The organism is Fenollaria massiliensis (assembly GCF_023347705.1).
GTDB classification, from domain to species: Bacteria; Bacillota; Clostridia; order Tissierellales; family Peptoniphilaceae; genus Fenollaria; species Fenollaria massiliensis.
In genome coordinates this window covers 889,704-910,369 of the sequence record NZ_CP096649.1, presented here as the reverse complement: position 1 = coordinate 910,369, position 20,666 = coordinate 889,704, and the positions used below count along the sequence as shown (strand labels likewise).

The following is a 20,666-nucleotide window of genomic DNA, read 5'->3' as shown; positions in this document are numbered from 1 at the left end:
GAGGTACTATGTTTAATTTTGATGAAGTAATCGACAGAAGTGGTTTGTCGTGTGCCAAGTATGAAACTTCACGCGAAGCAGGTAATGATGAAACTGTCATACCATTTACAATTGCTGATATGAATTTTGCAACAGCTCCTGAAGTTAAAGCTGCTTGCTTAAAAAGAGCTGACAGAGACTTCTATAGTTATACTGTTCCAAGCGATGATGTGTATGAAGCCATAATCAATTGGCAAAAGGATATGCATGAACTTGATATAAAGAAAGATTGGATCGTTTTTTCGCCAGGAACTGTTCCAGGACTAGATCTTGTAATCAGAAGCATTATTGAAGATAGTGAGAAGATAATCATACAAACGCCAGCATATCCACCATTTTTTAATTTCTCAAATTTAAAAAATATGGAGATACTCCAAAATAAACTCATTTTTGAAGACAGTAAATATAAGATAGACTTCAAAGATTTAGAAGAAAAAGCAAAAGAGGCAAAAGCTATAGTTTTATGTAATCCTCATAATCCAGTTGGAAGAGTATGGACTAAGCCTGAACTTGAAAAAATTTCTGAAATTGCTTATAAATATAATTTATATGTGATAAGCGATGAAATGCATCAAGATTTTACTTTTAATGGCAATTCTTATACACCTATGATGAGAGTGTTTAAAAATTATGAAAAAGTAGTTTCATTTATGGCACCATCAAAAACATTTAATATAGCAGGTCTTAATACTGCTTATGCAATAATACCTGATGACAAGCTTAGAGAAAAGATAAACGATATTTCTAGTAGATCTTTAATGGGTGCAGTTAATACATTTGGTTTATGCGCATTAAAAGCAGCGTATAATGATGGCAGAGCTTGGTATAAAGAGATGATTAAGTACCTTGAAAGAAATATAAATTATGTCTCGGAAGAATTTTCTAAGATAGATGGAATTAAATTTGAAAAGCCTGAAGGGACTTATTTAATCTGGATTGATTTATCAGGTTTAAACTGCGAGCCAAAGAAAATGCATGAAATATTTGTAAAGAATAAGATATTCTTATCAGACGGAGCAATGTTTGGGGATGAAAAATCAGTTAGAATAAATCTAGCTTATCCAAGAGAGATTATTGATTTCTTAGTAAGTAGTTTTAAGAAATCGATTGAAGAGATAAAAGCATTAAATTAATATAAAAAGAAAAATATAGAGGTATGAGCCTCTATATTTTTTTGTATTCATTAGCTAAATTTTCTATATATTTAATTGTGATATCCTTTACATTATCATCAATGAATGGATTTTTAAGTCCACTTAGTTTAATACTTGTCAAAAAGTCTTCTTTGCTTGCGTTATCCATAAGCGTGTTCATCTTTTTAAATGCATCTTTTTTGTCATCTAAAAAATTATTACAAAAATCAAGTCCACTAATATCGCCTATAGCATAGTTAATTGAAAGCATTGGTGTATTAAACAAGTTATTGTAGTTGAGCCACCACATACCAACATCAAACTCATTTTTATCAACCGAGATAAAAGGGAAGTACTCGGCATGAAGTTTTCTAAATATTTCATATCTCTCATCAATATCAGTTTTTATATCAAGATAAAGGCTCTCTTCAAATTCACTAATTAAGCAATAGAAGAGAATATCATATAAAACTTTGATTTTATAAGCTGTAGCATATTTCTTTGCATCATTAAGAAAAAGTTCATTAATAAAATTCATCACAATAAATGAAAAAGCTGTTGTATATGCACGAATGATGTCATCCTCAGGACTTGTATATTCTATGATTTCATTATAAGAACTTTGATAGTTTAGAAGGGCATAGCTTAGGCAAGTGATAAATTTATTGAATTCTGAGTGATTAGCCTCATAATTAGTAAATATAAAAGAAGTATCAAAGTTATGCAGATAAGAAGCAAAAGTAATTTTTGCCTTGTCTTTCCTCGGATTTAAATCAAGTGAATTATCATTAAACATTTTATCAATTACCTTTGATAAGAAAGGACTGTCATTTTTTAAATTTTCAGATATTTTCTTTAACAGTAGATATGGATCTTTTATTGGGATTGTATTGTGTTCTTTAAAGTAGACCCTCATATCATAAGTATATAAACTATCTACGCCAAGTTTTTTCTTTTGTATATCCGTAATTATATGCATATTACTTGCAAGATGCTTTTTAATCGAATTTCTAAAATTAATAATATCGTTGTGGTCGTAATCAATCCTGCATCTGTCTTTATCTGAAAAGTCAAGATAGCCATCAAAACCAAGTCTTTTAGCTATCTTGTGTCTAATGACAACAAGGTCTCTATATTTTTCCGCATAAAAGTCTTTGCTCTTGACATTATTTTTATTCATAGCAAGGGCAACTTTTTTCCTTTTTTCTCTGTCTGGTGATGTAAGATGAGTAATTAGGTTTCTGCTAGTAACAATTTCATTATCAATAGAAATTGATATAGCATTTCTACGATCGCTAATCTCTTTCAATATCTTATTTTCATTTATGTTTAAACCGATTACATCCTTATAAAATAAGTTTTGCTTTATTTCAAGCTTATCAAAGAAATATTTGCCCCATCTTTTTTTAAGTTTATCTAAGTCATCGTCATCAAGCAAGGTTTGAGCAAATTTTACGCATGCTTTTTTAAATTCATCTTCATTGTCCTCAATGTATTTGAACTCACCATTAAAAAACTTATCGCTGCTATCCTGTGCAAACCTGATAAATACGTATTCATAGAAGCTATCGTATCGTCTTTTAATAATATCAACCTCTCTGATTATAGAGTTTTTTTCATCAAAACTTTTAGTTCTAGCGAGGCGATTAGCATAAAAATTAATTAGATTTGCTTCACTAATTATATCTATTCTTTTATAAAGTTTTTTAATTTCATCAAATTTCATATTTTTCATCCTTTTTATATGATATAAATAATTATATATCATTATTTGTACTTTTTCAATGAAATATGAATATTTACATAAAAAATTAAAAAAGTAGTTGACAAGCTAAAACATTTGTGATAAACTATGAATGTTAAAAATATACCGCGGCAAATATATTTTTAGAGGTGTTTTAATGTCAAGTTTAAACGGACCAAGAGTAAGAACGGTCAGAAGATTAGGCTTAAATGTCTATGGATTAGCGAAAGCTACAAAAGGTATGAAAAAGGGAGCTGCACGTTCAGATAAGAAATTATCTAACTACGGACTTCAATTACTAGAAAAACAAAGATTAAGAGCTTACTACGGAGTGCCAGAAGTTCAATTAAAGAAGGCATTCTTAAAGGCTAAGAAATCTAAGGATCAAACAGGTCACGCTCTTATCAAATTACTAGAAACAAGATTAGATGCATTTGTTCTTAGAGCAGGATTTGCTCAATCAATCAGACAAGCAAGACAAATGGTTGTTCACGGACACATCCTTGTTGATGGTAAGAGAGTTGACAAACCAGCTTATCAATTACAAGTTGGCCAAAAGATCAGCTTAAAAGAAAAATCAAGATCAAATGAAATGTTCAAGGAAAACTTCCAAACAGTTGTTGGAAACTCATATCCTTACATTGAAAAAGATGTTGATAAATTTGAAGCAGTTTTATCTAGACTACCAGAAAGAGAAGAAATTCCAATAGAAATCGAAGACGTTTACGTAGTAGAATATTATTCTCATTAATAAATTAGCTCTCAGTACATGTACTGAGAGCTTTTTCATTGTAAATACTTATTTTATTTTAGAAAAGGCGGATTAGTCCGTCTTTTTTAGTATGTGAATACTTTATCGTTTTCTGTAACTATAGCCTCATGAGTGCCTTCACCCATGTCTTGATTATATTTCTTCATTAAGTAGTCGTAAATTTCTTTTTTTGAATTAAATTTTAACAGCTGATATGGCTCTTGAAAACTTAATTTTTCTAAGAAATAGAATTTGCCTTGATCTTCATACATTAGACCAGTGTGGCCAATAAAGAGTATGTTGCCATCGATTTCGTCTTTTGAATTTAAGTAGACAGAAATAACTTTTACCATATCGTTATTAAATTTAATGCCTCTTTCACTAAATTCTTTAGTAATTAAATCTTCATAATTTGCGTTTTCGTCCTTAACATTGATTGGAGCATAGTAAGTAATGAATTTTTTCATCTCAGCTTCGCTTAATAGCGACTTATCACTAATTGCTTTTTTATCAAAATCTAAAACTGAGGACTTATCTTCAAGCTCTTTACTTATATCCATGCTGTTTTTCATAAGTGAAAATGTGGTTATTCTGCAGTTTATACCTAGAAAATCCGGATTCTTTTCAGTAAATTTATCCATGCTATTATTATAAGCTACATCGTCACTATATTTATTAAAGCCAGGTGCTAGTTCATTCGCGTCAGCACTTTCATTATAAGTATCAAGATTACTCATAAATGAATCTACATCACCTTCATTAAGACCTTTATCAATAAGTGCCTTTTTTAACTCCTCTTTAGTTTCATTACTTGAAAGATTAGTATACATAATAGTATCGTCGTCTTTATCGCTTGGCTCCACACTTTGCTTATCATTAGGAGCTGTCTCTTGATTAGCATCATTAGTCTTAGGTGAGCATGATACAAGTATAAGCACCATAGACATAGTTAATAGTATTTTTAATATATTTTTCATATAATCACCTCATGTAAAATTATAGTTCACTAAAATTTAATTGTCAATTAGTTAAGCTTTACAAATTAGTAACAGTTTTTATATTATTATATTTACATAAATATTTAAAAAGCTCTATTTTTCTTTTTCTTGACATAAAATATAGCATAGTTTATAATTGTATTATAAAAAGGGAGGAATCGATATGAATTCAAAAACTTTAGCAAAGGATTTAATCAAGTTTATTGATGCAAGTCCATGTGCTTTTTTTGCTGTTAAGGCGATGGAAGAAGAACTACATAAGAGTGACTATAAAGAATTAAAAGAAGAAGACAAGTGGGATTTAAGCTTAGGAGGAAAGTATTTTGTAAAGAAAAATGATTCAGCCATCTTAGCTTTTGAATTACCAAATACTAAAAAGGATCTTGCTTTTAAGATCATCGCTTCTCACTCTGATAGTCCATGTTTTAGAGTTAAACCAGAACCAGATATTTATCAAAACGGCTATCACAAGCTAAATACTGAAGTTTATGGTGGAGCTATCTTGCACACATGGTTCGATAGAGCTTTATCGCTAGCTGGTAGAGTATATACAAAGAATAAAGAAGATGCACTTCATCCTAAGATGCACTTAATTAATATTGACAAGGATCTTATGAGTATAGTAAGTCTTTGCATACATCAAAACAGGGAAGTAAACAAGGGTTTCGATATAAACGCTCAAAAGGATACTCTTCCAATTCTTGAGCTAATTAACGATACTATGGAAAAACTTAAATTAGAAGATATCATAGCAAAGGAATTAAAAGTATCTAGAGAAGATATTCTTGATTTTGATTTATTCTTATATGACAGAGAAGGCGGCAAGATTGTCGGCTTAAACGATGAATTTGTTCAAGTTGGCAGACTTGATAACTTAGCGATGGCTCATCTATCATATAAGGCGCTTGTTGCTAATAAGGCTTCAAAGGCAATAAATTTAATTTATGTTTCTGATAATGAAGAAGTAGGCTCAATGACTAAACAAGGTGCAAACAGTCCATTCTTAAAGAATGTTATGAGAAGAATAATTTTAGCCCTTGGTTTAGATGATGAAGAATTTTATAGAGTAAAGGCAAAATCATTTATGATTTCATCTGACCTTGCTCACGCTTATCATCCTAATTATCCAGAAAAGTGCGATATAACAAACATGCCTAAGATGGGCGAAGGCGTTTGTATTAAGTACGCTGCAAATCAAAGCTATACATCGGACGCTGAGTCAGCTTCTGTATTTAAGCAATTTGCAGAAAATGCTGGAGCAAAGGTACAAGCCTTCTTAAATAGATCAGACGTTCGTGGCGGATCAACTATTGGCCCAATCAGTTCAACTCAATTAGATATAAAATCAGTTGACATCGGTAACCCAATACTTGGTATGCACTCAGTTAGAGAATTTGGAAGCGTTGAAGATCATTATAACTTGTATAAGATATTCACAGAATTTTTTAAATAATGAAGGGTAAAAAGACTAAAATCTTTTCTGTAATCGTAATTGCTTTATCTATAGTAATAGTACTTTTAAGTGCATACTTTATTGACGGACCAGAGAAAATCATATCAACAGTGAGGCAAGCTAATGGATTTTATTTGCTACTAGCAGCCTTCTTGATATTTTTATTTTGGTTTTTTGGCTCACTTTCTCTTAATGCACTTTTAAAAGTGTTGGGTGCAAAACTTAGGCCAGTTGATGCATTTAAGGTAACTATGACAGGAGCCTTCTTTAACGCAATCACACCATCATCAACGGGTGGACAGCCTATGCAAGTGATGCGCATGAGAGACTTTGGCTTAGCTCCAGGACTTTCATCGTCAGTAGTAATTTTATTACTTATAATAAATAATGTAGTTACACTTATTTTAGGGCTATTCTCGATATATTATTCATATCATAGTTTAGGAAAGGCATGGTTCACTGGCCTTATGATGATACTTGGTGTTGCTTTAAGTGTTTTAGTAACATTTTTAATAGCGAGCGTAATAATATTTCCAAGGAAGAGTAAAGAGCTTATAGTTAAGATAGTAAGATTTTTTAACAAGAAAAACCCTAAAGAGCAAATAGAAAGATTAGATAGACAGATAGATTCATTTTATGACTCATTTAGAGTGTTTAAAAGTGAAGGCTTATATAAACTTTTACCGTGTGCAATCTTTGTAGCACTTCAAAATATATCATTATGGTCAATACCTCACGTAGTTTTCTCAGCCTTTGGAGGAGTAACAAGTGATGCAGTACTCAGTGTTTGCGCTGCCTGTATGGTCGCTTTGATATCAGGCTATGTGCCTCTACCAGGAGCTGCTCTAGGAGCAGAGGGAGCTTTTTTAGGAATATTTGGGCCACTATACAAAAATATCTCATCCATTGCTATAGTTGTAATACTTTGGAGAGTATTTACATTTTATGCGCCAATCATAGTTGGAGCGTTCTTTACAGTTAATTTCAAATCAGATAAAGAGGTAGAAAGAAATGAATAACGAAGAAAAAAAGTATATACCAAGTGTTGACACTGTTCTTAGAAGACATGTACAAAAAGTTCCTGAAGCAGTTTATAGATGCTCAGGCATAAACATCATGGGAAGAAGGATTAAGTCCTTAGTATTTTCAACTGATGTTGCCATCATCAGAAATACTAATGCAGATGGAGTTATAGCTGTATATCCATTCACACCAGAGTTATCAATAACAAAGGCGATACTTGATGTTTCACCGGGACCAGTCTTTGTTGGTGTTGGCGGAGGATTGACTACTGGCCAAAGAAGCATACAGATAGCTTTTCAAGCAGAGCTTCACGGAGCTTTTGGCGTAGTTGTAAATGCTCCTATGAAAAATGAAGTTATTAAAGAGATGTCTGAGTATATAGATATACCTGTAATTGCTTCAATCGCTTCATTTAATGACGATATTGAAGGCAAAATCAATGCTGGAGCAAGAATACTTAATATAGCTGGCGGAAGAGAAACAGCAAATTTAATTAGACACGTAAGAAAGATAGTCGGAGAGAAATTTCCTATCATAGCAACAGGCGGTCACAGCGATGAGCATATACTTGAGACAATAAATGCAGGAGCAAACTGTCTTTCATACACACCAAAAACATCGCCAGAGATACTTGAAGACATAATGATTGCTTATAGAGATAAATAAGATGATGCACCTCTATTATTAGAGGTGTTTTTCATGTTAGATGTGATTTTATTAGCTCTATTATAGTTCTTATATTGACTAGACTTATATTGAAAAAAATTATTGTTTATGATATAATTATCATGAAATTTTATGAAGAGGTATTAAATGAAAAATTTAGGAAAAACAATTGAAGCAAAAATAATTGCTAAAAATGAAAGCGAATATACACTAGAAGACTTTGATAAGAACACTTATAAAGTTAAGTCAGAAGAAAAGCACCATGATATAGGCGATACAGTTAAGATATTTAATTATCCAGTTGATAATGAGATTGTATCATCTTTTAAATTGCCATTTATAGAAGTGGGCGAGATAAAAGAGCTAAAAGTAGTGAGCAAAACTAAGATAGGATACTTTTTAAACATGGGACTTGACAAGGACGTCTTGCTACCATTTTCAGAAACTATTAGAGATCCAAAGCTTAACTCCATGGTTTTAGTAAAGCTATATATAGACAAATCTGGCAGACTAGCAACTACTATGAAGATAAGAAAAACTTTAGAGAGGTCTGATAATATTAAAAAAGGCGATATTGTTGATGGTATTATCTATAATATATCAAGAGAATTTGGCTTATTTGTAGCAATTGATGACAAGTATGAAGCCATGGTTCAAAAGAAGGATGTCTTCGAAGACTATGAAGTAGGCGAGAGAATGAAGTTTAGGGTACAAAATGTTCGTGATGACGGAAGGCTTTTATTAAGCACTAAACTTGAAAAATCAGCTTATGACGAGCACAAGAGTGACTCGATTAAGGTATATGAAATTTTATTAAAGCATAAGGGTAAGATGAATTACGCAGATAAGAGCGATCCTGATGAGATTAGGAAAGTATTTAATATGAGTAAGTCATCATTTAAAAGGGCAATCGCCATTTTATATAGACAAAGAAAAATAATTATTAATGACGATTCCATAGAAATTAAGGAGGATTAATATGTCAGTAAAAATTAACACAGAAGTAATTGAAATGATGCTTTTCTTTTGGCAAAGCATTTCAGAAAGAGAAAAGGTTTCTGAAGATTACATCAGAAGCGTAGCAGAAAGAGATGAGATGAAATACACTTTCTGCGAAGGATTCAATGAAGAATCAGTAAGAAAGGTACTATCAGCTATATCAAATAACGAATTATTAAGCGACGCATCTAAAGAAGAAAAGAAGTTCTGGAACAATAATATGTGGATGACAGAAGATTTAGGCGTTGTAAATATGATGGTTGAGCCAATTAAGAAGCTTAACCTAGATGGGATAGATTCAAATAAGACGCTAATTTTCGTTCCAGGTCATTTAGAAGAAAAATATATCGATGGAGACACTATAGTAGTGAACTTCTTTAAGATAAATGTAGATATTTTCGGAGGAACAGGAGCAGTTACAGTTAACGGTAAAGACTTTAAAGACTATATTCTTGATTTAGTTCAAGGCAAATAATTAATAAAACATCAGGAGGCAGTATGGAGATATTAAAAGTAGAGCACTTATCAAATGCTTTTGATGGAAAAGAAATTTTAAAAGATGTAAATTTTACAGTTAATTCTGGAGAGATAATTGGCTATATAGGACCCAATGGTGCTGGTAAATCAACAACTATCAAGATAATCATGGGCCTTAATAGAGACTACTATGGAGAAGTATCTGTCTTTGGTAAAAATATTAAGGATTCACTTGATTATAAGAAAAAGATAGGCTACGTGCCAGAAGCGAGTGAAGTTTATGAGAATTTGACAGCAGTTGAAAATATCGAGCTAAACGCAGCTCTTTATGAAATTGATATTGAAAGCGCTGTTCAAAGAGCTAAGACTATGCTAGAAGTGCTTGAGATGAAAGATGTGATGGATTCGCAAATATCATCATTCTCAAAGGGTATGAGACAAAAGTATCTATTTGTCTTATCCTTATTGCACGACCCAGACATAGTATTCTTAGATGAGCCACTAAGCGGTATTGACGCAAACTCAGTTTTAGTAATAAAAGAAATACTTGCCTCGCTTAAAAATAAAGGCAAAACTATATTTTATTCATCACATATATTAGAAGTAGTTGAAAAACTATCAGATAAGATAATTTTACTGCAAAATGGAAAAGTTATATTAAATGACAGCATTGACAATATTAAAAAGACTCTTAATAATAATGAAGGTAGTGATGAATCGCTTGAAAATATATTCAATGAAGTAACTGGATTTACAAATCATAAAGAATTAGCGGAAGAATTCGTTAAAGCCATGGGTGAGAGTGATGTTTAAATTATTCTCGCTAAAAGTGCTTGATTTATTCAAACCGCTTTTTAAAGGACTGAAAGTTGACTACGACAAGCTTAGAGCGATACTTAAGGCTAAGCTCATCATGGAAAACAGAAGAACATCTGCTTTTTCCAATAGCTTTTCGGGTCAAGAAAGCAATAGTAAAATATCACAATTCTTTCAAAATAGCAATTTTTTCAAAAGAGGCTATATATTATTTTTAATTTATGGACTAATACTAGCAGGACTTTGCTATGGAGCGGAGGATATAAAGCTTAGGTACACAGCGCTTTTCGCTGTAGGAATGTTTTTGTTCTTCGCAGGAATCATCGTTGACTTCACTGAAGTCCTTATAGATACAAGAGATAGAGACATTTTACTTTATAAACCTGTTGGCGAAAAAGAAATAAATTTAGCAAGGTTAATATCACTAATAATATATGTAGTGAAATTAGCCTTAATTATGTTTGGTCCAGCACTTTTGGTAACTATAGTTAAAAGGCCACAAGAAGTGCCTATACTACTAGTTGAGGTAGTTATGCTATCTGTAAGCCTTGTAATGTTTGAATATATATTTTATTATGTATTATTTAGAATATTTAAAAATCTTAATATAAAGTCTATAATAACAACAGTACAAGTACTTATCTTTGTTGTGCTTATGATAGGCTTTCAAGTTTTTGGGCATCTTGTTGATAAAGAGATGGCACTGAAAATATTTTCAAGTGAAGCTTTTAAATATTTATTTATACCAATGTGGTTTACAGGACCATTCGAATTACTATATGGCAATTTTGAAACAATAAATATAATTTATACAGGACTATTAATTGTATTTTTCATTGGACTTATTGCTATAAACACAGCTATTTCAAAGGATTTTGAAGAGATATTATCTAAGAAAGATAAAGTTATAATAAATAAAAAGTCAAGCTTCTTACAAAGACTAACAAATAAGTTTTTTGCCAAGAATGATATGGAAAGAGCTGGAGTAAACATGGTTTTCTGGATGAAGAGCTCTGATGAAAAACTAAAATTTCAATTAGGTTCTATATCACTTATGATAATTGTTTATCCACTAATCTTTTTATTTGCTGCGTTTAAAAAGGGCAGTGACCCAATGGCTGATATGGTTTTAAAAGATCATGCGAGGTTCGTGACTTTAATTAATTATATGTCAGCTATGATGGCTATGAGCATTTGGCAGATTTTAAATTATGCAACAAATTATAAAGCATCTATAATACATTTAATCACAGGCAATCTAAGACTTAAAGAATTTAGAAATGGCGTGAAAAAAGGAGGATTATTTTCTTTCATATTTGTGCCAGTTTTGATAAATGCAATGCTTATGTCATTATTTGTAAAAAATGCTTGGTTTATTGACTACATCAATCCAATAATATTTATAATGTTATCAGAAATTATAGCTTCAGACCTTATGCTTAAGAATATACCATTCTCGATGGACGTTGCAAAAATTAAAAATGGGCAAAAAGGATATTTCTGGGCAGGAATTGCGGCTATGTTTATAACAGCTGTGCTTACTGGATTAAATGCCCTACTTATATTTTTAAACACACCATTTATATATTTATATTCATTAATTGGTTTAGGAGCACTAATATACTTACTTAAAAAATAGGGGAAACAATGAAAGCAATAGATTTAGATGAAAGACGAGACTTAATTCTTCATGGAGACATGAAAAAGACAATAATAACGCTCGCAACACCCATAGTTTTAAACAACATAATACAAACGCTTTACAATCTAGTTGATTCTTATTGGGTATCAGGTATTGGCGAGATAAGTTTTGCAGCGACTGGATTTATCTGGCCTGTTATGTTTTTGTTTATATCTATCGGTATAGGTTTATCAATAGCATCGACGAGTCTTATTTCCCAGCTTATTGGTAGAGGCGATGTTCAAAAAGTAAAAACATATAAAGAAAATGTTTATATATTAACTCTTATACTGTCCATCTTATTAGTAAGTATAGGGATAGTTTTTTCTTCGACTATACTTAAGCTAATGGGCGCAGAAGGAAAATTATTCGAAGAGAGCAAGGCTTATCTAGATATTTTATATTTAGGAATACCCTTTGTATTTATATTTTTCTCGACGAATTCTATGTTCCAATCAGCTGGAGACACAAGGACTCCAACCATAGTTAGCGGTTTGTCAACAATAATTAATGCTATACTTGATCCTATATTTATATATGATAAAATTCCATTCATAGGTTTACAAGGATTTAACATGGGGATTAAGGGAGCAGGGCTTGCGACTATATTATCACAAGCCTTTATGGCAATAATTTTAATTATAAGTGCAATTAAAAAAGGTTTAATTGATATAAATTTTTTTAAATATAAATTTGATAGCGCTGCTTGTAAAAAGATTATTTCCATAGGTATTCCGTCATGCGTAGGCCAATCAGGTGAAGCACTAGGTTTTATCATACTAAATACTTTTGTTTTATCATACGGTCAAGACACACTAACTGCTTTTGTAACAATAAACAGGGTTACATCAATCATATCACAGCCACCAGGAGGTATAGGCCAATCAATAGTAAGTATAGTTGGTCAAAACAAGGGCGTTAAAAATTATGACAGAGTAAAACTCGCATTTAGAACGGCTTGTAATATGTCAAACTTTATTTGCATTCTAGGGTCAATACTTGTTTGGATATTCAGAGATCAAGTTTTAGGAATATTTTTAAATAATGCAAGCGAAAAACTTATGACTCTTTCAAGAGAATATTTGTTTTTCATCTTGCTAACAAATTTCTGCATGGGCTTATATAATGTTTATCAAGGACTTTTCCAAGGCTCAGGCAAAACTGATCTTGCGATGAAGATGCTACTTGGTAGACTATGGGTATTAAGAATACCTATGATACTAGTATTTAAACACATATTTATGATGGGACCTATTGCAATATGGCTTGCGATGAGTTTATCAAATTTATGTACATCATTGTATGGCTACATACTATATAAAAAAGGTAATTGGAAAGGGGATATAATCTAATGAATCAAGCTATAATTTTAGCGGCTGGCGAAGGTTCTAGAATGAAATCATCTCTGATTAAGGTCTTACACAAGATAAACGGAAAGGCAATGTTAAAGTACGTTTTAGATGCGACCGAAAGAGCTGGTTTTGACAAGAGGTACTTAATTGTTGGCAACAACAAAGATAAGGTTATCGAAGAATTTTCTTCAGATAAAAGCATAGAGTTTATCGAACAAAAAATGGGGCCAGGTGAGCCTTATGGTACTGGTTATGCAGCATCACTTGCCAAGGGCCATATAAAAACTGATGATAACGTATTAGTTATTTTTGGAGACACACCACTAGTTGATGAAGAGATATTAAAAGATTTTCTTAAATTTCATAAAGACAACGATAATAATATGACCATATTAAGTGCCATCTTAGACAATTGTGATGGTTATGGCAGGATACTTAGGGATAAAGATAATAATCTTACTAAGATAGTTGAGCAAAAAGATGCAAACGATGAGGAGCTTAAGATAAAAGAAGTTAATTCAGGTATATATTGCTTCAAAGGCAAAGACTTTTTAGACGCAATAAACAATTTGAAGAATGATAACGTTAAAAAAGAATATTATCTTACAGATGCTGTTGCTTATCTATTGAGTAAAAATAAAAAGGTTGACGCATATATAAGCGATGATCAAAATATTGCTCTAGGCGTTAACAATCAATTAGATTTATCCAAAATTGAAGGAATTGTAAGAAAGAAAATTATTACAAAATGGATGATAGAAGGTGTTTACTTTAAAAATCCATCTAGTGTATATATAGAAGAAAATGTTAAAATTGGCAGAGACGTAGAGATATATCCAGACGTTATACTTGAAGGAAATACGATAGTCGAGGACAATGTAAAGATATATGGCTACACTAGGATAAATAATTCACATATAGCAAAGGGTGTCACGATAGAGAGCTCATTAATTGAAGACTCATTTATTGATGAGAGGACAAAGGTAGGACCAAACGCACACCTTAGACCAAATTCAAAAATTGGCAAAGATTGTAAAGTTGGTAACTTTGTTGAAATAAAAAATGCTAGCTTAGGCGATGGCACGAAAGCTGGTCATTTAGCGTATGTGGGCGACGCAGATGTTGGCAGCAATGTCAATATCGGCTGCGGCGTAATATTTGCAAATTATGATGGCAAGAATAAATATAGATCAAAAGTAGAAGATAATGCCTTTATAGGCAGCAATTCTAATTTAGTTGCTCCAGTTGAGATAGGCGAGAACGCCTATGTAGCTGCTGGCTCAACCATAATAACAGAAGTTAAAAAGGATTCTTTGTCAATAGCAAGAGCTAGACAAGTTGATAAGATAGATTGGGTAAAAAATAAAAAAAATATGGAGGAAGAAAAATGAATTCATTTCTAGGACAACTAAAAGTTTTAACAGGAAACGCTAATAGACTATTAGCAAAAGATGTATGCAAGCACTTAGGTGCAGAGCTTATTGATTCTGAAGTTACACATTTCTCAGATGGAGAAATAGCTGTAAATATCAAAGAAACAGTAAGAGGCGCTGACGTATTTATCATTCAACCAACACATGAACCAGTTAATGATAACCTTATGGAGCTTTTAATCATGATAGACGCATGTAAAAGAGCTTCAGCTGGCAGAATCAACGCTGTTATACCATACTACGGATACGCAAGACAAGATAGAAAGACTAAACCAAGAGAACCAATCACAGCTAAATTAGTTGCTAATCTAATTGAAAAAGCAGGAGCAGATAGAGCAGTTCTTATGGACCTTCATGCAGGACAAATACAAGGCTACTTTGATATACCAGTAGACCATCTATCAGCTATAAAACACTTAGCAGAGTACTTCAAGTCATTGAATCTTAATGATGTAGTAGTAGTTTCACCAGACCTTGGCGGAGTTACTCGTGCAAGAAATTTTGCTAATGAATTAGACGCTCCTATCGCTATAATTGAAAAGAGAAGACCAAAGCCAAACGTATCAGAAGTTATGAACGTTATAGGCGACGTTGAAGGCAAAACTTGTATCTTAGTTGATGACATCATAGATACAGCAGGAACTATTTGTCATGCAGCTGAATATTTAACTGAAAAGGGCGGAGCAAAGAAAGTTTATGGCTGCGCAACTCACGGTGTACTATCTGGACCAGCTATTGAAAGACTTATCTCTAGTAAGCTTGAAGAGTTTATAATTACAGATACAATACCACTAAACATTGGTAACGTTACTGACAAGATTAAAGTTGTAAGCATAGCTGATCAACTAGCTAAGGCAATCGAAAGAATTCATAACAACGAATCAATAAGCTCGATATTTGATTAATGAAACTCATAGTAGGACTAGGCAATCCTGGCGATAGGTTTGACGGAACTAGGCATAATGCTGGCTTTGAGACTATAGATATATTAGCGGACGAACTAAATGTAAAGCTAAACAATGCTAAGTTTCATGCACAATTTGGCTACACGACATATAATGGAGATAAGCTTTATCTAATGAAGCCTATGACATATATGAACGAGAGCGGCATTGCTATAAGAGAGTTTATGGCATATTATAAACTTGATATCAAAGATTTAATTGTAATAGTTGATGATATCGATATAAATTTTGCTACGCTTAGGATAAAAAAGTCAGGAAGTGCTGGCACACACAACGGTTTAAAGTCAATTGTTTATCAGCTTAACAACGATAAATTTACTCGCGTAAAGATTGGCGTGGGCAATAAACCAGAACATTTTGATCTGGCAGACTTTGTTCTGTCTAGATACTCTAAAGAAGAAAAAGTAGATATAGAAAAAACATATAAAAACGCAGCAAAAGCGTGCCTTTGTATACTTGATAAAGGCGAAGATTATGCGATGAATATGTACAACGGAAAATAGGTGGAACATGGATATTTTACAAAAAGGCTTATTAGCTTTTCAATACAAAGATATAGTTAAGGACGTTAAAAATGCTTTAAATCCTATATTTATCAATGGTCTTGTAGAAGAAGCTATAGGCATTAGCGTTAAAACTATCCAAGATGAAACAAATACTAGCTCAATCATCATCACATATGATGAAGCAAGAGCAAGAAGAATTTATGAGGATTTAAAAAATTCTCATGCCAATGTATATTATTTAAAAAAGAGAGAGATGCTTTTTTATAATGTTAGCGACTCCTCTTTAGAAACTGAATATTCAAGGATACAGACGCTTATGTCTGTACTTAAGGACAAAAACTCTATCTTGATAATGGATGTAAAAACTCTTGATGAAGAGCTTATCAGCCAAGATATCTATAAGAGTCTAAGTTTTAGCTTAAAGACTAGTCAAGTCGTTAATATTAATGAATTAACCAGTTCTTTAACAGAGCTTGGATACAAAAGAGCAAGCATCGCCTCTAATAAAGGTGAGTTTGCTCTTAGAGGCTCTATTGTGGATATATTTGACTCGATTTCTGATATGCCATTTAGGATAGAGTTTTTTTCTGATGAAATTGATTCTATAAGAATATTTGATAAAGACACACAGAAAACTATTGCAACGACTGAAGAAATTACAATTAATCCGGCGAGAGAAATTTTAATTCTTGATAAATACAAAAAAAATATTATTGATAATTTAAAAAAAGATTTTGACAAGACAAAAGAAGCTAACAAAAGCTCATACTCACTTATGAATGAGAAGTTTAAAGAATATTTTGAGATGCTTAAAGAAGATAGTTTTGATAAGAACAGATCTCTACTATTAAGATATATTCCTGATAAATTTAAGTGCAGCATCTTTGATTATTTTGATGAAAATACTTATATTTATTTAGATGAGAGTAAAAGACTTGAAGAAGAGTATGATAAGTACATAAATTTTCACTCTCAAGAGATGGAGTCCTTATATAAAAATGGCGAGATACTTCTAAAAGAGTTTAACGCCATCATGTCATATGGTGACGTTCTTAATAGGATTAAAAAGAATAATTTAGTTTTACTGTCAAATATTTTATTAAATACAAAAGATTTTAATCCAAAAGCAATTTACAATTTACATTTAAATTCTGTAACAAAATATAATTCTAAGTATGAAGCGCTTCTTGATGATTTAAGGCACTATAAGCTTAGAGGCTATAAGATACTTTTGTCTATAAAAGACATTGAAAGATACGACAGAGTTTATTCTCTTTTAAAAGATAATGATATTGCTTTTATACAAGAGGATGAGATAGATGACAAGATTTTATCAAATCAACTCTTATTAAGAAATGATTCATCTACTAGAGGTTTTGTTTTTAGTGAAAATAAATTTATAGTTTTATCTGAAAATGATATTTATGGCTCACAAAAAGAAAAGATTAGAAAGAAAAAATCTTCCAAGAAGCTTGATATTTCAGATATATCTGAAGGAACATATATAGTTCACGAAGATCACGGCGTAGGTATATATAAGGGCATAGTTAAGCTAGAAGTGCTTGGCGTAAAAAAAGACTTCTTATATATACAGTATAAGGGCGAGGACAAACTTTATGTACCAATCGCTCAGATGGATAGGATACAGAAGTTTTCTGATAAAGATAGCAAAGACGTTAAGATAAATAAATTATCGACAAATGACTGGATCAAGCAAAAATCAAAATCAAAGAAGGCTATTGAAAAGATGGCGGAAGATTTAGTTGAGCTATATGCAATAAGAAAAGAAAAAGAGGGCTATGCCTTTTCAAAAGATACTGCTTGGCAAAGAGACTTTGAAGAGTCTTTCCCATATGAAGAGACGAAGGGACAGCTCGAAGCAATTATTGACATAAAGAGAGATATGGAGTCAAATAAACCGATGGATAGGCTTTTATGCGGGGACGTTGGTTTTGGCAAAACCGAAGTAGCCCTTAGAGCAGCGTTCAAAGCCATCATGGATGGTAAGCAAGTTGCTTTCTTATGCCCAACAACTATACTTTGTCAGCAGCATTATGAGACAATTATTGAGAGATTTAATAAATATCCAATCCGTTCAGCTATGATGTCTCGCTTTAGAACAAGTAAAGAGCAAAAGCAAACAGCCGAAGAACTTAAAACTCATAGCATAGACATAGTCGTTGGAACGCATAGATTATTATCAGATGATGTTAGATTTAAAGATTTAGGCTTATTAATCATAGACGAAGAACAAAGATTTGGTGTTAGAGATAAAGAAAAAATTAAAAAACTTAAGGAAAATGTTGACGTTTTATCACTTTCAGCTACACCAATACCTAGAACCATGCATATGGCTTTGTCAGGCATAAGAAGTATGTCTGTTATAGAGGAAGCGCCTCAAGATAGATATCCTATACAAACCTATGTATTGGAGTATAATAAGAGTCTAGTTAGAGATGCGATACTTAAAGAGATGGATAGAGATGGTCAAGTGTTTTTTGTCTTTAATAATGTTGAGAACATTGAAAAAATGTATAATGAATTACAAAATTTAGTTCCTGAAGCAAGAATTGCCATCGGTCACGGACAAATGACTGAGTCAAAACTTGAAAAAGTTATGATGGATTTTATGTATCATAAATATGACGTTTTGCTATCGACAACCATAATCGAGACAGGTCTAGACATACCAAACGCAAATACAATTATTGTTTATAACTCAGAAAATATGGGCCTAAGCCAGCTTTACCAGTTAAGAGGAAGAGTAGGCAGAATGAATAGAATTGCTTACGGCTATTTCACTTATAAAGAAAATAAAGTTCTTACTGAAACACAAGAAGAGAGATTAAAGGCAATAAAAGAGTTTACTGAGCTTGGAAGTGGATATAAAATTGCTATGCGTGATTTGCAAATTAGAGGCGCAGGTAATTTATTAGGAACGTCTCAACACGGCCACATCGCTGCGATTGGTTATGATTTATATATTAAATATTTAAATCTTGCTATAAAGAAGCTTAGAGGATATGAGGTTAAAGAAGATATTGACACAAGAGTCGACATCACCGTTGATGCTTATATACCAGATGATTTTGCTCCTGACGAATACATTAAGATGGATCTATATAAAAAGATAGCTGCAGTTGAAAACGAAGAGATGAAGAGCGAGCTTATAGATGAAATCGTTGACAGATTTGCCGATATACCTAAATCAATAGTTAATCTAATCGATATAAGCGAGATTAGATCCATGGCAAAAGAATTTTCAATAACATCAATTAATGAGGTCGGTGGAGATTTCAGGATAGAATTTTTAAACGATAAAGTTATCAATCCTCAATGGATAGCTGATATATATAAGAAATATAAGAACAGACTTTATATAAACAAGAGATATATGAACGTTATAAGAATATCTATAGAGGGCGAAAACAAGATAAAACTCATAAAAGATATATTAATTTTATTTAAAATGAGTAAATAGATAAAAAAAGCTTGAAAATTTATTTAAAAAGATATATAATAATTCTATGAGTAAAAATTAAGGGGAGATATGATGAAGAAAAACATTAAAATTATTTTGCTTGTTTTAACTGTGATGTCAATCTTATTTGCTACATCTTGTAAAAAAGCAGATGAAGATGCAGTAGCAACAGTTAACGGAAAAGCAATAAGTGAAAAAGATTTCACAGAAAACTATAAAGTATATGAACGTATGTATAAGCAACAACTTGGAGAAGAAGCGCTAAAGAAAACTGATAAAGACGGTGTTTCTTTTAAGGATAAGCTTAAAGATAATATACTTGAAAAACTTATAGTTGATGAACTTATTAATCAAGAAATCGATAAGAAGAAGATTGCTATCGAAGATGAAGAAGTAAACAAGTTATATGAACAAACAATCAAGGATATGGGCGGTAAAGAACAATACGAACAATTCTTGAAACAACAAAATATAACAGATGATTTCATTAAAGATAGCATCAAAAAAGATTATAAGCAACAAAAACTAGAAGAATCTTTTTATAAGGACAATAAGATTACTGATGAAGAAATCAAAGAATTCTATGATTCTAACAAGGATAAGCTTATAAAGTATAGCTTAAGCCAAATCATGGCGGACAATGAAGATGACGCTAAAAAGCTTTACGATAGACTTCAAGCTGGTGAAGATTTTGCTGAACTAGCTAAGAAAGAATCAAGTGATACTTACTCAGCATCAAATGGCGGTAAGATGGGCGAAGTTCAAGCATCATCAATGCCAGAAGAGTTCTTAAATGCAGTTAGCTCAACTGAAATCGGTTCTTACTCAAAAGTATTTAAGAGTGATATGGGATATCACATAGTAAAAGTTGAAGATAAAAAAGATCAACTTGAAGATTTAAAAGCTGAGATAGAACAAACATTAAAAACTCAAAAATTTGTTGGATACATGAAAGAGCTTAGAGCAAATGCAGACGTTAAGAAGATGGATTTACCAGAAATTAAAGATGACGATGTAAAGACAGACGATGAAGCAAAAGATGCTGATAACAAAGACGCTGATACTAAAGACGACAGCAAAGACACTGAAACAAAAGATGACAGTGAAGCTGAAGACAAATCAGATAATAAATAAGTAATAAATTTAAGG

The 20,666-nt window shown here is 31.9% G+C and carries 17 protein-coding genes; 15 read left to right on the top strand and 2 right to left on the bottom strand.

The genetic code is table 11. From position 1 onward, the window contains the following. Nucleotides 1-8: 8 nt before the first annotated feature. Nucleotides 9-1,172, top strand: coding sequence for a MalY/PatB family protein (locus M1R53_RS04640; protein WP_249242146.1), 1,164 nt, complete (start codon nt 9-11; stop codon nt 1,170-1,172). A 31-nt stretch (nt 1,173-1,203) separates the two neighbouring features. On the opposite strand, the gene M1R53_RS04635 is transcribed toward M1R53_RS04640, so the two are convergent. Then, nucleotides 1,204-2,898: a M3 family metallopeptidase gene (locus M1R53_RS04635; protein ID WP_249242145.1), complete on the bottom strand. Its 1,695-nt coding sequence runs from the start codon at nt 2,896-2,898 to the stop codon at nt 1,204-1,206. Between the two features lie 175 nt (nt 2,899-3,073). Between M1R53_RS04635 and rpsD the strand changes: the two genes are divergently transcribed. Then, entirely contained in the window at nt 3,074-3,667 is a 594-nt protein-coding gene (gene rpsD, locus M1R53_RS04630) for a 30S ribosomal protein S4 (protein ID WP_070599965.1), read from the top strand. A gap of 86 nt (nt 3,668-3,753) precedes the next feature. Here the strand turns inward: rpsD and M1R53_RS04625 are convergent, their stop codons facing one another. Next, complete coding sequence (locus tag M1R53_RS04625; RefSeq protein WP_249242144.1) at nt 3,754-4,644, bottom strand: DUF4300 family protein; 891 nt, start codon at nt 4,642-4,644, stop codon at nt 3,754-3,756. A gap of 184 nt (nt 4,645-4,828) precedes the next feature. Between M1R53_RS04625 and M1R53_RS04620 the strand changes: the two genes are divergently transcribed. From M1R53_RS04620 to M1R53_RS04560, 13 genes are all read left to right on the top strand, one after another. Beyond that, entirely contained in the window at nt 4,829-6,118 is a 1,290-nt protein-coding gene (locus tag M1R53_RS04620; RefSeq protein ID WP_249242143.1) for a M18 family aminopeptidase, read from the top strand. Continuing rightward, on the top strand, nt 6,118-7,137 hold the full coding sequence (locus tag M1R53_RS04615) for a lysylphosphatidylglycerol synthase transmembrane domain-containing protein (protein WP_249242142.1): 1,020 nt from the start codon (nt 6,118-6,120) through the stop codon (nt 7,135-7,137). The genes M1R53_RS04620 and M1R53_RS04615 overlap by 1 nt, the downstream gene beginning before the upstream one ends. Beyond that, nucleotides 7,130-7,807, top strand: a complete 678-nt coding sequence (locus M1R53_RS04610; protein WP_019213650.1) for a hypothetical protein — start codon at nt 7,130-7,132, stop codon at nt 7,805-7,807. The genes M1R53_RS04615 and M1R53_RS04610 overlap by 8 nt, the downstream gene beginning before the upstream one ends. Nucleotides 7,808-7,954: 147 nt before the next feature. Then, nucleotides 7,955-8,785: a CvfB family protein gene (locus M1R53_RS04605; RefSeq protein WP_249242141.1), complete on the top strand. Its 831-nt coding sequence runs from the start codon at nt 7,955-7,957 to the stop codon at nt 8,783-8,785. Between the two features lies 1 nt (nt 8,786). Continuing rightward, entirely contained in the window at nt 8,787-9,281 is a 495-nt protein-coding gene (locus tag M1R53_RS04600; RefSeq protein ID WP_249242140.1) for a TDE2712 family protein, read from the top strand. Nucleotides 9,282-9,304: 23 nt separating this feature from the next. After that, the gene (locus tag M1R53_RS04595; protein ID WP_249242139.1) at nt 9,305-10,096 is read left to right on the top strand and encodes an ABC transporter ATP-binding protein; all 792 of its coding nucleotides are present in this window, start codon (nt 9,305-9,307) and stop codon (nt 10,094-10,096) included. After that, nucleotides 10,089-11,738, top strand: a complete 1,650-nt coding sequence (locus tag M1R53_RS04590; protein WP_249242138.1) for a hypothetical protein — start codon at nt 10,089-10,091, stop codon at nt 11,736-11,738. Before M1R53_RS04595 ends, M1R53_RS04590 begins: the two co-directional genes overlap by 8 nt. 8 nt (nt 11,739-11,746) lie before the next feature. Beyond that, nucleotides 11,747-13,132 (top strand): MATE family efflux transporter, encoded by a 1,386-nt coding sequence (locus tag M1R53_RS04585; protein WP_249242137.1) that lies wholly within the window; start codon nt 11,747-11,749, stop codon nt 13,130-13,132. Continuing rightward, the gene (gene glmU, locus M1R53_RS04580) at nt 13,132-14,523 is read left to right on the top strand and encodes a bifunctional UDP-N-acetylglucosamine diphosphorylase/glucosamine-1-phosphate N-acetyltransferase GlmU (protein ID WP_249242136.1); all 1,392 of its coding nucleotides are present in this window, start codon (nt 13,132-13,134) and stop codon (nt 14,521-14,523) included. Before M1R53_RS04585 ends, glmU begins: the two co-directional genes overlap by 1 nt. Next, complete coding sequence (locus M1R53_RS04575; protein WP_249242135.1) at nt 14,520-15,470, top strand: ribose-phosphate diphosphokinase; 951 nt, start codon at nt 14,520-14,522, stop codon at nt 15,468-15,470. The genes glmU and M1R53_RS04575 overlap by 4 nt, the downstream gene beginning before the upstream one ends. Continuing rightward, entirely contained in the window at nt 15,470-16,033 is a 564-nt protein-coding gene (gene pth, locus M1R53_RS04570) for an aminoacyl-tRNA hydrolase (RefSeq protein ID WP_249242134.1), read from the top strand. Before M1R53_RS04575 ends, pth begins: the two co-directional genes overlap by 1 nt. Before the next feature lie 7 nt (nt 16,034-16,040). Further along, a complete protein-coding gene (gene mfd, locus M1R53_RS04565) occupies nt 16,041-19,517 on the top strand; it encodes a transcription-repair coupling factor (RefSeq protein ID WP_249242133.1) in 3,477 nt (1,158 codons plus the stop codon). Nucleotides 19,518-19,589: 72 nt separating this feature from the next. Continuing rightward, complete coding sequence (locus M1R53_RS04560) at nt 19,590-20,651, top strand: peptidylprolyl isomerase (protein WP_164993635.1); 1,062 nt, start codon at nt 19,590-19,592, stop codon at nt 20,649-20,651. Nucleotides 20,652-20,666 lie beyond the last annotated feature (15 nt).